Origin of the sequence: Halomarina halobia, from assembly GCF_029338575.1 — an archaeon.
Lineage (GTDB): Archaea > Halobacteriota > Halobacteria > Halobacteriales > Haloarculaceae > Halomarina > Halomarina halobia.
In genome coordinates, this window is the sequence record NZ_CP119992.1 from 744,400 (window position 1) to 758,133 (window position 13,734).

Below are 13,734 nucleotides of genomic sequence, written 5' to 3' on the forward strand. Positions count from 1 at the left end.
GCCTCACTCGGCGTCGGCGACGGCCCGCTCGACGGCGTCGACCACCGTCTCGACGAGCGCGTCCACGTCCTCGCTCTCGGCGTAGATCCGGACGTACGGCTCGGTGCCGCTGGGGCGGACGAGCGTCCACGCCCCGTCGAACCCCAGGCGGAGGCCGTACTCCGTCTCGACGGACGCCTCGGGGAACGCCGCCGGCAGGCGCGACTCGAGCAGGCGCATCGCACCCGCCTTGCGCTCGTCGGAACAGGGAACGCTCACCTTCCGGTACGGCCGCTCGGTGACGGGCTCGCGGAGCGCGAGCAGGCCGCCCGCGCCGTCGGCCGACGCCGCCCCCGCGACGAGCGTCGACAGCACCGCGGCGCTCGCGACGCCGTCGATCCACGGCCCGAGCGCGGTGTGGACGTGTTTCCACGGCTCGCCCGCGAAGACGACGTCCCCGCCGCCGGCGCGCGCGGCCGCGATACCCTCGTGGAGCGCGCCGAGTTTCACCCGCTCGGTGCGGCCGCCCGCGGCGGCGACGCGCTCGTCGATCCGCCCGGAGGCGTTCGGGGTCGTGACGACGACCGGGTCGGCGGCGTCGCTCGCGCGGACGTAGTGCTCGGCGAGGATCGCGAGGACGGTGTCCTCGTGGACCACCTCGCCGTCGCGCCCGACGACCACGATGCGGTCCGCGTCCCCGTCGTGCGCGAGGCCGAGCACGGGAGCCGGGTAGTCCGCGACGAACCGGCGGAGGTCGGTCAGCGTCTCCGGCGTCGGCTTGCTCGGCCGCCCCGGGAAGTGGCCGTCGACGTTCGCGTTGAGCGCGACGACGCGCGCCCCGAGCGCGCGGAGCACCTGCGGGGTCGCCAGCGCGCCCATCCCGTTCCCGCAGTCGACGACCACCGTCAGATCCGAGAGCGCGGGGCCGCGCTCCCGGGCGTACTCGACGACCGCCCGGCGATAGTCGGGCAGGGGGTCGACGCGACCGCCGTCGCCCCACTCGTCCCACGCGACGGGCCCCTCGCCCGCCTCGACGCGCGCCTCGATGCGCGCCTCGCCCTCGCCGTCGTACTCCTCGCCGTCCTCGAACAGCTTCAGGCCGTTGTCCGTCGGCGGGTTGTGGCTCGCGGTCACCTGCAGGCCGTGGCGACCGCGCGAGGCGAACGCCAGCGCCGGGGTCGGCACCTGACCCGCCCGGCGGACCGTCGCCCCGGCGCTCTCGGCCCCGGCCTCGACCGCGGCGGCCAGCGCGGGCCCCGTCTCGCGACCGTCGCGCCCGACGACGAGTTCGTCCGCCTCCCGGCCGATCGCGCGTCCGACCGCGAGCGCGAGCTCCGGGGTCACCCGCTCGCGAGCGTCGCCGCGGATCCCCGCGGTTCCGAACAGTTCCATGGCCGTACGCCCGCACGGGAGGTACTTATGCGATTCTACAGCGCGAAACCCTCGCCCTTCAGAACGGGGAGGATGTCAATTCGTGTCCTCTCTCCGGCGGCTAAGGGGCGAGCAAGTCATGGTTCGCTCCCGATGACCGGCCCCGCCGGGACCACTCGCGGCAGTAGGGAAATGGCGATTCGGGCGCTCGTGAGCGCGTAATCATCGGGGCGGAGCATCCGCGAGCGAACGAAGTGAGCGAGCGGTTCACCGCGGACGCGGAGCGTCCGCGGCCTTTTCGGTGGCGGGCGAGACGCTTCGCGCCTCGCTGCTGCTGCGAAGCTGCGCTTCACAGAACAGGTTTTTAGCGGGGTCCTCCCTCGCGCCCTTCGGGCGCTCGGTCGAACCCCCGTTAAAAAAGTGCCTCTAGAGCTCCACGCCGCTCGGGATGAGGCTGTGCTGGCGGAGGAGTTCGCCGTCGGGGTCGTAGACGAGGAACGTCGACTTGTCGTAGGAGGCGATCTGTCGGTCGCCGGCGAGGATCGCTACCTGATAGCGGCCGTCGTCGATCTCCGCCGCCTTCCCGTACTCGCGGGCGGCGTGCACGAGGTCGAGGACGGCGTCGCCGTCGACGTTCACCTCGAAGACGTAGTCGCCGGTGATGCGGTTGGTCATCGCGAAGACCCCGGTCGCCTCGGGTGCCATCTCCCCCTCCCGGAGCCGATAGGTGACGTCGATCCGCTTCGAGTCGAGGGTCGCGCCCGATTCATCGACCAGACGGTCCTCGAACTGTCCCTCGGGGCCGATGAACTCGATCGTGACCACCGGCTTCGCACCGTCCCCGGGCCCGCCGTCGACCTCGAGAGTGAAGTAATCTCGCCTCATCTTGCATGAGGGTTGGCCATCGGGGGCCATGAACGTAACGCCGCAGGGCGGTTTCGTCGACGCTACTCCTCGCCGTCGAACACGTCGACGCTCGCGACCCAGTCGAGGGTGTCGAGGCGCATCACGCGGACGCCCATCGTGTTGCGTCCCTGCTCTGACACCTCGCTCGCGTACGTTCGCATGATCTGTCCCCCCTCGCTCATGATGACGACGTCGTCGTCCTCGCTCACGGTCTTCAGGGCGACGACGTGGCCGTTTCGCGCGTTCGTCTTGATGTCGATGAGCCCCTTGCCGTACCGGGACTGCCTGCGGTACGCCGAGAGCGGCGTGCGCTTGCCGTACCCGTGCCACGTCACCGTGAGCAGGTCGCGGTCGTCGTCCGCCTTCGCGCGGACGAGGCCGACGACGGCGTCGCCCTCCCAGTCGCGGCGGTCGGAGAGGTTCTCGTTCCCGACGTTCCCCTCGGTCAGCTTGATGGCGTTGACGCCGCGCGCGGTGCGACCCATCGCCCGCGCCTCCGTCTCGTCGAAGCGGATGGCCATCCCGCACTCCGTGCCGACGATGACGTCCGACTCGCCGTCGGTGACCGCCACGTCGACGAGTTCGTCTCCCTCCTCGAGCGAGACGGCGCGGATGCCCGTCGAGAGGATGTTGTCGAACTCGCCCACCGGCGTCCGCTTGATGTAGCCGCCGCGGGTCACCATCGTGAGGAACTCGTCCTCGTCGAAGTCCTCGGTGTTGACGATCGCGGTCACGCGCTCGTCGCGGTCGAGCGAGAGGACGTTCACCGCCGACCGACCGCGGGCGGTGCGACCCATCTCCGGCAGTTCGTAGGTTCGAAGCTGGTAGACCTGACCCGCGCTGGTGAAACAGAGCAGGTAGTCGTGCGTGCTCGCCTGGAAGACGGTGCTCACCCGATCGCCGTCCTTCAGGCGGGTGCCGATGATGCCCTTCCCGCCGCGGTGCTGCGGGTCGAACGAGGAGAGGGGCATCCGCTTCACGTAGTCGCCCTCGGTGAGCACGACGACCATCTCCTCCTCCGGGATGAGGTCCTCGTGAGTGACGGTTCCGGTGTCCTCGATGATCGCGGTGCGCCGGTCGTCGTCGTACTTCGCCTTCACCTCGAGCAGTTCCTCCTCGATGACGCCGAGCAGCTCCGACTCCGAGCCGAGGATCGTCTCGAGGCGCTCGATCTCGGCGGTGACTCGCTCGTACTCCTCTTCCAGCTCCGCCGCCTCCATCGACGTGAGGCTACCGAGCTGCATGCGAACGATGTGTTCGGCCTGCGCCGTCGAGAACCCGAACCGCTCCCGGAGGGCGGCCTTCGCGCCGTCCCGGTCCTCCGCGTTACGGACGAGTTCGACGACCTCCTCGACGTGGTCCAGGGCCTTCAGGCGACCTTCGAGGATGTGGGCGCGGTCCTCCGCCTCCGTGAGGAGGTACTCGCTGCGCCGACGGACGACCTCCTTGCGGTGGTTCAGGTACTCGCTGAGCAGTTGCTTCAGGTTCAACACGCGGGGTTGGCCGTCGACTAGCGCGAGCGAGATGACGCTGAACGTCCGTTCGAGGTGGTGCTCGAGCAGCTGGTTTCTCACCACGTCGGCGTTCGCGCCGCGCTTCAGCTCGATCACGACGCGGATGCCCTCGCGGTCGGACTCGTCCCGCAGGTCGCTGATCCCCTCGATGCGACCGCTGTTGACGTCGTTCGCGATGCGCTCGATGCGCCGGGCCTTGTTCTCCTGGTAGGGGAGTTCCGTGACGACGATCCGGCCCTCCTCCTCGTCGACCTCGAGTTCCGCGCGCACGCGGAGCTTCCCGCGGCCGGTCTGGTAGGCGTCGTAGATGCCCTGCCGGCCGACGATCTTCGCGCCGGTCGGGAAGTCAGGCCCCCGCACGAACTGCATCAGGTCGCTCACGGTGCAGTCGGGGTTCTCGATGAGGTGGACGACGCCGTCGATCACCTCGCCCAGGTTGTGCGGCGGGATGTTCGTCGACATCCCCACCGCGATGCCCGAGGAGCCGTTGAGCAGGAGGTTCGGTACCGCCGCGGGCAGGACCGTCGGCTCGCGCAGGCGGTCGTCGTAGTTCGACTCGAAGTCCACCGTATCGCGCTCGATGTCGCGGAGCATCTCCTCCGCGACGGGGGCCATCCGCGCCTCCGTGTAGCGCATGGCGGCCGGTGGGTCGCCGTCGACGCTGCCGAAGTTCCCCTGGCCGTCGACGAGCGGGTAGCGGAGCGAGAACTCCTGTGCCATGCGGGCGAGCGCGTCGTAGATCGACTGATCGCCGTGGGGGTGGTAACTCCCCATCGTGTCCCCGACGATGTTCGAGGCCTTGCGGTGGCCCGCGTTCGAGGTGATCCCCTCCTCGTGCATCGCGTAGAGGATGCGCCGCTGGACGGGCTTCAGCCCGTCCCGGGCGTCGGGGAGGGCGCGCCCCACGATGACGCTCATCGCGTAGTCGATGTACGACTGCTCCATCTCGTCCTCGACGCGGACGGCGCTCACCCGATCGGCGGCGGCCGGCTCCTCGCCCGGGAGGTCGGCGCTCATCGACCCGCCCCCGCAGTCTCTCGGTCTCGTTTCATACCCGTCTCTGTCTCGGTGGTACTCGTGTGCATTGTCGTGTACCGTCTCGTCAGATGTCCACCCACTCTGCGTCCGTGGAGTGCTTCTTGATGAACTCGCGGCGCGGTTCGACGGCGTCGCCCATCAGGACGGAGAACATCCGGTCGGCCGCGGCCGCGTCCTCGATGGTGATCTGCTTTAGGATGCGGTTCTCGGGATCCATCGTCGTCTCCCAGAGCTGCTCCGGGTTCATCTCGCCGAGGCCCTTGAACCGCTGGACCTGGTCGGGTTCCCCGCCACAGACCTCCTGGACGACGCGCTCGCGCTCCTCCTCGGTCATCACGTCGTACGTCTCACCCCTGTACCGGATGCGGTAGAGCGGCGGCTGGGCGGCGTAGACGTAGCCTGCGTCGAGCAGCGGCTGCATGTGCCGGTAGAGGAACGTGAGATACAGCGTGCGGATGTGCGCGCCGTCCACGTCGGCGTCGCTCATGATGATGATCTTGTGGTACCGCGCCTCCTCCAGGTCGAACTCCTCGCCGATGCCGGTCCCGATGGCGGTGATGAGGTTGCGGATCTTCTCGTTCTCCAGCACGCGGTCGAGGCGGTGCTTCTCGGCGTTGAGGATCTTGCCGAACAGCGGGAGTATCGCCTGGAATTCGGGGTTTCGTGCCTGTTTGGCCGACCCCCCGGCGGAGTCGCCCTCCACCACGAACAGCTCCGCCCGTTCGGGGTCGCGCGTCTGACAGTCGGCCAGCTTGCCGGGCAGCGAGGTCGAGGAGAGGGCGCTCTTTCGTCGGGTGAGTTCCTCGGCCTTCTTCGCCGCCATTCGGGCCTTCGCCGCCTCGACCGCCTTCGAGATGATGGTCGCCGCGGTCTTCGGGTGCTCCTCGAGGTACGTCCGCAGCTCCTCGTGCATGGCGCTCTCGACGATGCCGCGGACCTCGCTGTTGCCGAGCTTCGTCTTCGTCTGCCCCTCGAACTGCGGGTCGGGGTGCTTGACGGAGATGACGGCGGTGAGTCCCTCGCGGATGTCCTCGCCCTTCAGGTTGCCGTCCACGTCGGCCGCGAGGTCGTTCCGCTCGGCGTAGTCGTTCACCACGCGCGTCAGCGCCGTCTTGAACCCGGTGAGGTGGGTGCCGCCCTCCCGCGTGTTGATGTTGTTGGCGAAGGCGTGGATCGAGCTCTGGACGCCGTCGGTCGCCTGCATGGCGACCTCGACCTGGATGCCGTCCTGCTCGGCGTCGAAGTAGACCACGTCGTCGTGCAGGGCGCTCTTCGTCTCGTTGAGGTAGACGACGAACTCGCGGATGCCGCCGTCGTACTTGAACGTGGCCTCCTCGCCGGAGCGCTCGTCGCGGAGCGTGATCTCGACGCCCGGGTTGAGAAAGGCGAGTTCTCGGAGCCGCGACTCGAGGGTGGTGTACGAGAACTCGACCGTCTCGAAGATGTCGTCGTCCGGCCAGAAGCGGATGGTCGTGCCCGTCTCCTCGGCTGCGTCCATCTCGCGGACGCGCCGGAAGGCGTCCGGTTCGGGTTCGCCGTGGTCGAAGCGGTCCGCCCAGACCGCCCCGTCGCGGCGCACCTCGACCTCGAGCCACTTCGAGAGGGCGTTCACCACGCTCACGCCGACGCCGTGGAGGCCGCCGGACACCTGGTAGGACTTGTTGTCGAACTTCCCGCCCGCGTGGAGCACGGTCATGATGACCTCGAGCGCGGGGAGGTCGTACTCGCTGTGCGTGTCGACCGGGATGCCGCGCCCGTCGTCGGTCACCGTCACCGAGTCGTCCTCGTGGATGGTGACCTCGATGGTGTCGCAGTAGCCGGCCAACGCCTCGTCGATCGCGTTGTCGACGACCTCGTAGACGAGATGGTGGAGCCCGCGCGTGTCCGTCGAGCCGATGTACATGGCGGGCCGTTTCCGAACGGCCTCCAGGCCCTCGAGGACCTGGATCTGACCCGCGCTATAATCTGATTCGTGAGACATGAACGTCTTGCCAGCCCTTAGTAGTTATCGGTGATAAAACCCTCGCACGCGCGCGGGCGCAGTGACACTACTGTTGCTACTCCGTATCACGGTTTTTCGGGGCGGTCGGGCCACTTTCACCACGCTTGCGCGGAGGTTTTAAGCTGGGGTTCACAAAGGGGAGACAGGAATGACGTCATACCAGTCGGAACTCGGCGGCGGCGGTAACGTCGCCGAGGAGCTGGCGAAGGGCCAGCGAGCCATCTCCATCGCCGAGTTCTTCGAGAAGAACAAGCACATGCTCGGCTTCGACAGCGGAGCGCGTGCGCTCGTCACCGCCGTCAAGGAGGCCGTCGACAACGCCCTCGACGCCACGGAGGAGGCGGGACTGCTCCCCGACATCTACGTCGAGATCGTCGAGGCCGGCGACTACTACCGACTCGTCATCGAGGACAACGGCCCCGGCATCACCCGCGAACAGATCCCCAAGGTGTTCGGAAAACTGCTGTACGGCTCACGGTTCCACGTTCGGGAGCAGAACCGCGGTCAGCAGGGCATCGGGATCTCGGCCGCGGTGCTCTACTCGCAGCTGACGAGCGGCAAGCCCGCGAAGATCACCTCCCGGACGCAGGGCGACGCCGAGGCCCAGTACTTCGAGCTGATCATCGACACCGACGAGAACGAGCCGGAGATCGCAGTCGAGTCGACCACGTCGTGGGAGCGCCCCCACGGGACGCGCATCGAACTGGAGATGGAGGCGAACATGCGGGCCCGCCAGCAGCTCCACGACTACGTCAAGAACACCGCCATCGTCAACCCCCACGCGCGCATCGAGTTCCGCGAGCCGAACGACCACCTGAAGTTCGAGCGGGCGACCGACCAGCTCCCGGCCGAGACCGAGGAGATCCGCCCCCACCCCCACGGCGTCGAACTCGGGACGCTGATCAAGATGCTCGGGCGGACCGACTCCTACTCGCTGTCGGGGTTCTTCCAGTCGGAGTTCACCCGCGTCGGCCAGAAGACCGCCGATAGCCTCCTCGCGAACTTCCGGGACCAGCACTTCGGCCGCGAGATGAGCTGGCGGCCGCCGGAGCCCCACGAGGAGTCGGACGTCGAGGCCGCCGTCACCGAGGCGGTCAACGGCAAGGGCGCGGACGCGACCGGGGTGTTCGCCGGGGCGGTCGCCGACGTGGTGAACGAACGCGCGCGCCTCGCCCACCACGAACTCGTCGCCGTCGTCGCCAACGCCGCCGACCGCGCCGCCGAGGAGACGGGGACCACCTTCGGCGACACCGTCCGCGAGCGGGCCGTCGAGGCCGCGTGGAACGAGGTCGTCGCGGACCGCGAGGCAGACCTCTACCGCATCGTCGACGAGGCGACGACCAGCCGGAAGGACGACGCGGCCGTCGCCGCCCTCGCGCGGCGACTCGCGACCGCGTTCGAGAGCGACGAGGACGGCCGCGACCGGATCACCCGCCCGACGCTCGTCGCCCGCGTCGAGCGGGCCGCGGAACGCACCAGGGAGCGCGAGGGGGTGAGCTTCGGGGAGACCGCCCGGGAGAACGTCGTCGACGCCGTCTGGGGCGTCTGCCGGACCGTCCCCGATGAGGTGCCGAAGGTGAGCGAGGTCGCGGAGGACCGCGACGCCGCGAGCGACCTCCTCGAGGCGATGCGGGTCACCGACATCCTCGCACCGCCGACCGACTGCCTCGCGCCGATCACCGCGGAACTGCTCGAGGAGGGGCTCAGGAAGGAGTTCGACGCTGACTTCTACGCCGCGGCGACCCGCGACGCCGAGGTCCACGGCGGCGACCCGTTCATCATCGAGGCGGGCATCGCCTACGGCGGCGACCTCGGGGCCGAGGGGCGGGTCGACCTGCTCCGCTTTGCCAACCGCGTCCCGCTCGTCTACCAGCAGGGAGCGTGCGCCGTCACGGGCGTCGTGAAGCGGATCAACTGGCGCAACTACGGGCTCGACCAGCCCGGCGGGAGCGGCATGCCGAACGGCCCGGCCGTCCTGATGGTTCACGTCGCCTCGACGAACGTCCCCTTCACCAGCGAGTCGAAGGACGCGGTCGCGGGCGTCCCGGCCATCGAGGACGAGATCGAACTCGCCCTCCGCGAGGCCGCCCGCGACCTCAAACGCTACCTGAACAAGCGCCGGTCGATGGAACGCCGCCGCCGCAAGCAGGACGTCATCGCGGAGATCCTCCCGCGGATGGCCGAGAAGCTCTCGACCGTCACGGAGCGCGAACCGCTCGCCATCGAGGACTCGCTGGCCCGCATCATGAACAACGTCCTCGTCGAGCGGCGGGTCGAGGACGGCCGCGTCCGGGTGGTCGTCCACAACTTCTCCGAGACGAGCACGTCGCTCGACGTGACCGACATCGTCAGCGCCGACCCGGGCGACCCGGAGGGAGCCACCGTCGTCGAGATGGACGGCGAGTGGTTCGTCAAGTGGAGCCCGAGCGTCCCGAGCGGCGAGCGGGCCGTCCTCGAGTACGACGTGACCGACGAGGCGGAGTTCGACATCTCCGTCGAGGGGATCGAGACGACGAAACTCACCATCAACGCGTAACCCATGAGCACTGACACACCCAAGACCCCGAAGAACGAGGAAGCGCGGGAACGACTCATCGACCTCGCCGCGGAGTTCTACGACCAGTTCGCGCAGGGCGAGGTGCCCGCGATGCGCATCCCGACCCGCACGAAGTCGAACATCGAGTACGACGAGGAGCAGGGCGTGTGGGTCTACGGCGACCGCCACTCCACGCGCTCGGCGAACTCCGTCGGCGGCGCGCAGAAGCTCCTGAAGGCCGTCTACGTCATCGACTTCCTCTCGAACCAGCTCCAGGAGGGACGCTCCTCGACGCTGCGTGAGCTGTACTACCTGAGCGAGTCGTGGGACTTCGACGCCGCGCAGTTCAGCGACCAGGACGAGTCGAACCAGCTCGTCGAGGACCTGGAGATCGTCTCCGACGTCACCCGCGAGGACTTCAACATGCGCCCGGAGGAGTCCGGCGCGACCCTCATGGGGCCGCTCTTCCTCCGCGAGCAGACCCGCCGCGGCGAGCGCGAGATCCACTGCCAGGAGGACGTCGGCGAGGGGGGCTACCAGATCCCGAACAACCCCGACACCATCGAGTTCCTCGATCACGACGCCGACTTCGTGCTCTGCGTCGAGACCGGCGGAATGCGCGATCGGCTGGTCGAGAACGGCTTCGACACGGACTACAACGTCATCATCGTCCACCTGAAGGGCCAGCCGGCCCGCGCGACCCGGCGGATCACCAAGCGCCTGCGCGACGAACTCGACCTGCCCGTGGTGGTGTTCACCGACGGCGACCCGTGGTCCTACCGCATCTACGGCTCGGTGGCCTACGGGTCGATCAAGTCCGCGCACCTCTCCGAACGCCTCGCCACCCCCGAGGCGCAGTTCGTCGGCATCCAGCCGTCGGACATCGTCCGCTACGAACTCCCGACGGACCCCCTCAGCGACTCGGACGTGAACGCCCTCCAGTCGGAACTCGAGGACCCGCGCTTCCAGTCGGAGTACTGGACCGAGCAGATCGAGCTCCAGCTCGACATCGGGAAGAAGGCCGAACAGCAGGCGCTCGCCTCCCGCGGGCTCGACTTCGTCACCGACACCTACCTCCCCGAGCGGCTCTCGGAGATGGACGTCGTCTGATCGCTGCGCGTCGGGAGACTCCCGCGGCCGTGGATCACCGTTTTCCGGTTCGCCCCCCTACGTGGAAACATGGGAATGGACGGCTGGACCCGCCGCCGGGACCTGGAGGGCGGCAAGCAGGTGTGCATCTGGCTGGAGGAGGAGGGATCGCGGGAGCTCTACGTCGAGGACCAGCGCTACAAGGGCGAGCCCCACGCGGTCTGGCTCTACGACGACGCGACCGACGAGTGGACCGACCTCGGGACGTTCGACGAGGTCGAGGCCGCGGTCGACCGCGCGATGGAGTGGGCGACGGCGGAGGCGGACGACGATTGACGACGGTTGACGACGAGTGACGGCGATCCGCGGCGACCGACGACGACTGATCGGAGGGAGCGCCGCGCGCTCGGCGCGCCGACGTCACCGCTCGTCGAGGACGACCGGGATCCCGCGTCCGGCCACGTCCGCCGCGAACGCCCCGGAGTCGGTCTCGAGCGCCGCGAACGTGTTGTAGTGGATCGGGAGGACGAGTTCCGGGGCGATCGTCTCGGCGAGGTCGGCCGCGCCCTCGCGGTCCATGGTGAACGACCCGCCGATCGGCGGGAGGAGGAGCGTCGCGTCGACGGCCCCCTGGGCCGGGAGGACGTCCGAGTCGCCCGGCCAGAGGGCGATCGCACCGCCCAACTCGACGACGAAGCCGCAGCCGAACCCTTCGGGGTGGTACGGCTCGCCCCCTTCGCGGGTGTGCGGGCCGTCGGGCTCGTTGTACGCGGGGACGGCGCGCACCTCGACGCCGTCGAAGGCGACCTCGTCGCCGTAGCCCGCGCGCTCGACGTGGTAGGGAAGGGTCTCGACGGGTTCGACGTCCCGGGAGACGTTCGCCGCGTCCACGGCCTCGTAGACGACGAGGGTGGCGTCCTCGCTCGCGACGCGCCGGACGCCGTCCGAGTCGTAGTGGTGGTCGTGGGTGATACAGACGAGGTCGCCGTCGCGGGGCGCGTAGTCCCGGCCCGGCGGGTGGGCAACGCCCGGCGTGTCGGGGTCCCACTCGCCGGTCAGCACGCCGTAGCGCCCGGGGTCGAGGTAGGCGACGAACCCCTCCGGCGTCTCGATCCGGACCGTGGCGTAGCCGAACCAGTCGATCGCGAGCCCCCGGTGGTGGACGGTCATGGACCGCCGTACGAATCGACGGGGCAAAAAGCCGGCTGGCCGGGGTGCGGACGCGCCGCGCTCACATCCGCCCGTCGAGCGGGCCGTCGTGCGATCCGACTATCCGACGACCCCCGATCCCGTCAGTCGAACTGCCGGCCGACCGTCAGCGCCGACGCGTCGCGGAGTCCGGGGACGTCGCGGTAGCGCCCCCCGGGTGCGACCGTCGCCGTCCAGCGACAGTCGGGGCAGGCGAGGACGCCCTGCCCCGAGACGATCGGCTCCGCACAGTCGGGACACGTACCGAACTCGACCCGCTCGGACCGGCAGGCCTCGTCGACGCGCGGCGGGAGGTCGCCGGCGCGCAGCGTCGCGGTCACCTCGGTGACGCCGTAGGTCCGCTCGCCCTCGGTGTGCGGAAAGACCGCTCCGAGACGGTCGTCCACGTAGATAGCGAGGCACACGAGCGGCGTCCTGAGTATCTCTCGGCGCTCGTTCGTTATCTCGGAGACCCGGGTCCGGCGTTCGAACGGCGGGCAGATGCTGACCCCCTGGCGCTCGGCCCACCGCCTGAACCGCCGGAAGGTCTCGATCGTCTCGTCCGACGTGACCGATCCCGAGAGGCTGACCTCGCTCGGCCACGATCGCAACACCAATCCGTCGATGTGTCCCTCGCGCTCGCACCGTTTCAGCGTCTCCACGTGCGCGTCGATCGGCTCCAAGAGCTGCGTCGGCCGGACGTGACACGCGATCGTGAGTTCCCCAGTAGCGTTTGACATGGTGACCCCCCGAGAGATCGGGCAGTCACGACGTTTCGGTCCGACTGCTGTAACACTTTTTACAGAAATCGCGAATGAGATTTCTCGATAAAACAGCGGGGGTGAACGAAGGGGGATGGATGAACTCCGCGCCTCCGAGACGAAGGCGACGGTCCGAGGTCAGCGTCGTCACTGCAGGTGGACCGCCACGTCCGCCTCGGTGATGATCCCCGTCATCCGCCCGCCCTCGATGACGATGACGGCGTCGTGGTGATCGAGGTGGTTGTCGATCTCGTCGAGCGTCGCGTCGGGGGTGACCGTCGTGATGGACTCGCGCATCACGTCGGCGACGGGGAGGTCGCCGAGCCCCTCGTCGTCGCCCACCCGGCGGACGTCGCTGTTGCTGATGATGCCGACCGGGTAGCCGTCGTGGACGACCGGAAGCTGGGAGTAGCCCTCGTCGCTCATCACTTCGACCGCCCCGCGGACGCTGTCGTCGGGGGCGATGGCGGCGACGGGGCTGTGCATGATGTCGGCGGCGCGGAGGATGTCGCCCTCGGCCTCGTCGAGCGCGTTCACGATGCGCCGGAGGGTCGAGAGGCGCGGGTCGACGTCGTTCCCCTCGATCCGGGCGATGAGCGGCTGGGAGACGCCCGCCCGATCGGCGAGTTCGCTCTGGGTCAACTCCAGTTCCGTCCGTCGCTCGCGGAGGTCCTGCGGGGTGGGGAGTTCCATGCGGAGAAATAACTACTGCTCATACTTGTTTGTACCGCTCGGCGGGAACTCGCCGCGTTCCTACCGGTCTCGGTCCTCCTCGTCCTGCATCTCGAACGTCTCGATGACCTTCAGCGGGACGTCGCGGAGCGCGCCGCCGATCTCGCTCTTGGCGATGCGCTGGGCGTGCTGCTCGCCGTCGGCGTTGAACACCTTCATCTCCAGCAGGAGACCGACGAGGGCGGTGTCGGCGGCGATGAACGCCGAGTCGAACGTCTCGCCGCAGGCCGGACAGGGCGTCCCGCCGACCTCGACCTCCACGTAGTCCATGTCCTTCCGGTTCAATCGCTTGCCGGCCTCGCTCACCGCGACGCCGATGGCGTCGTCGATCGCCTCGACGTCGCGCACGAGCCACGCCGCCTCCATCGCCACCAGATAGTTCGTCATACGTCCGCCTCGTCCCGCGCGTTATCGGTCTTTGTGGTTTCCGCCCGCGGACCTCGCCCGCGCACGTCACGCCGAATTCCGCCATAACTTATGCGGATATTGCCGATCGCTAAACTGCCAGTTACGCGAAACTGGAGGTCGTAGATCGGCGCGGTTGCTCCCCGATCAAGTACGGTTGAATCGCCATACGTAGCGACCGTGCGTGGACGTGTCGTGGCACCGGGTGAGCCA

General features: G+C 68.8%; 11 protein-coding genes. 3 read left to right on the forward strand and 8 right to left on the reverse strand.

Annotated features, from left to right (window positions below; genetic code table 11):
• Positions 1–3: 3 nt before the first annotated feature.
• The 4 genes from P1K31_RS03960 to gyrB form a co-directional block, all read right to left on the reverse strand.
• Complete coding sequence (locus tag P1K31_RS03960; RefSeq protein WP_276304981.1) at positions 4–1,371, reverse strand: phosphohexomutase domain-containing protein; 1,368 nt, start codon at positions 1,369–1,371, stop codon at positions 4–6.
• Positions 1,372–1,776: 405 nt separating this feature from the next.
• Entirely contained in the window at positions 1,777–2,235 is a 459-nt protein-coding gene (locus tag P1K31_RS03965) for a DUF5793 family protein (RefSeq protein ID WP_276304982.1), read from the reverse strand.
• Positions 2,236–2,297: 62 nt separating this feature from the next.
• Positions 2,298–4,787, reverse strand: a complete 2,490-nt coding sequence (gyrA, locus tag P1K31_RS03970) for a DNA gyrase subunit A (protein WP_276304983.1) — start codon at positions 4,785–4,787, stop codon at positions 2,298–2,300.
• 85 nt (positions 4,788–4,872) lie between these two features.
• Complete coding sequence (gene gyrB, locus P1K31_RS03975; RefSeq protein WP_276304984.1) at positions 4,873–6,789, reverse strand: DNA topoisomerase (ATP-hydrolyzing) subunit B; 1,917 nt, start codon at positions 6,787–6,789, stop codon at positions 4,873–4,875.
• Between the two features lie 169 nt (positions 6,790–6,958).
• On the opposite strand from gyrB, the gene P1K31_RS03980 reads away from it, so the two are divergent.
• The 3 genes from P1K31_RS03980 (at position 6,959) to P1K31_RS03990 (ending at position 10,771) form a co-directional block, all read left to right on the forward strand.
• Positions 6,959–9,346, forward strand: coding sequence for a DNA topoisomerase VI subunit B (locus P1K31_RS03980; protein WP_276304985.1), 2,388 nt, complete (start codon positions 6,959–6,961; stop codon positions 9,344–9,346).
• A gap of 3 nt (positions 9,347–9,349) precedes the next feature.
• Positions 9,350–10,456, forward strand: a complete 1,107-nt coding sequence (locus P1K31_RS03985) for a DNA topoisomerase IV subunit A (RefSeq protein WP_276304986.1) — start codon at positions 9,350–9,352, stop codon at positions 10,454–10,456.
• A gap of 69 nt (positions 10,457–10,525) precedes the next feature.
• Positions 10,526–10,771 carry a hypothetical protein gene (locus P1K31_RS03990; RefSeq protein WP_276304987.1) on the forward strand — a complete coding sequence of 82 codons (246 nt, stop codon included), beginning with the start codon at positions 10,526–10,528 and terminating at the stop codon, positions 10,769–10,771.
• Between the two features lie 84 nt (positions 10,772–10,855).
• Here the strand turns inward: P1K31_RS03990 and P1K31_RS03995 are convergent, their stop codons facing one another.
• The 4 genes from P1K31_RS03995 to P1K31_RS04010 all read right to left on the reverse strand — a co-directional run bounded on the left by P1K31_RS03995 (position 10,856) and on the right by P1K31_RS04010 (position 13,503).
• Positions 10,856–11,605, reverse strand: a complete 750-nt coding sequence (locus P1K31_RS03995; protein WP_276304988.1) for an MBL fold metallo-hydrolase — start codon at positions 11,603–11,605, stop codon at positions 10,856–10,858.
• A 122-nt stretch (positions 11,606–11,727) separates the two neighbouring features.
• Positions 11,728–12,363 carry an HTH domain-containing protein gene (locus P1K31_RS04000; protein ID WP_276304989.1) on the reverse strand — a complete coding sequence of 212 codons (636 nt, stop codon included), beginning with the start codon at positions 12,361–12,363 and terminating at the stop codon, positions 11,728–11,730.
• Between the two features lie 168 nt (positions 12,364–12,531).
• On the reverse strand, positions 12,532–13,077 hold the full coding sequence (locus P1K31_RS04005) for a CBS domain-containing protein (RefSeq protein ID WP_276304990.1): 546 nt from the start codon (positions 13,075–13,077) through the stop codon (positions 12,532–12,534).
• A gap of 60 nt (positions 13,078–13,137) precedes the next feature.
• Positions 13,138–13,503, reverse strand: a complete 366-nt coding sequence (locus P1K31_RS04010) for a DUF555 domain-containing protein (RefSeq protein ID WP_276304991.1) — start codon at positions 13,501–13,503, stop codon at positions 13,138–13,140.
• Between the last annotated feature and the right edge of the window lie 231 nt (positions 13,504–13,734).

Bases quoted from the DNA above. Each gene is read 5' to 3' on its own strand.
- P1K31_RS03995 (WP_276304988.1), bottom strand. From the start codon at position 11,605: ATGACCGTCCACCACCGGGGGCTCGCGATCGACTGGTTCGGCTACGCC.
- P1K31_RS04000 (WP_276304989.1), bottom strand. From the start codon at position 12,363: ATGTCAAACGCTACTGGGGAACTCACGATCGCGTGTCACGTCCGGCCG.
- P1K31_RS04005 (WP_276304990.1), bottom strand. From the start codon at position 13,077: ATGGAACTCCCCACCCCGCAGGACCTCCGCGAGCGACGGACGGAACTG.
- P1K31_RS03960 (WP_276304981.1), bottom strand. From the start codon at position 1,371: ATGGAACTGTTCGGAACCGCGGGGATCCGCGGCGACGCTCGCGAGCGG.
- P1K31_RS03990 (WP_276304987.1), top strand. From the start codon at position 10,526: ATGGGAATGGACGGCTGGACCCGCCGCCGGGACCTGGAGGGCGGCAAG.
- gyrA (WP_276304983.1), bottom strand. From the start codon at position 4,787: ATGAGCGCCGACCTCCCGGGCGAGGAGCCGGCCGCCGCCGATCGGGTG.
- P1K31_RS03965 (WP_276304982.1), bottom strand. From the start codon at position 2,235: ATGAGGCGAGATTACTTCACTCTCGAGGTCGACGGCGGGCCCGGGGAC.
- P1K31_RS03980 (WP_276304985.1), top strand. From the start codon at position 6,959: ATGACGTCATACCAGTCGGAACTCGGCGGCGGCGGTAACGTCGCCGAG.
- gyrB (WP_276304984.1), bottom strand. From the start codon at position 6,789: ATGTCTCACGAATCAGATTATAGCGCGGGTCAGATCCAGGTCCTCGAG.
- P1K31_RS03985 (WP_276304986.1), top strand. From the start codon at position 9,350: ATGAGCACTGACACACCCAAGACCCCGAAGAACGAGGAAGCGCGGGAA.
- P1K31_RS04010 (WP_276304991.1), bottom strand. From the start codon at position 13,503: ATGACGAACTATCTGGTGGCGATGGAGGCGGCGTGGCTCGTGCGCGAC.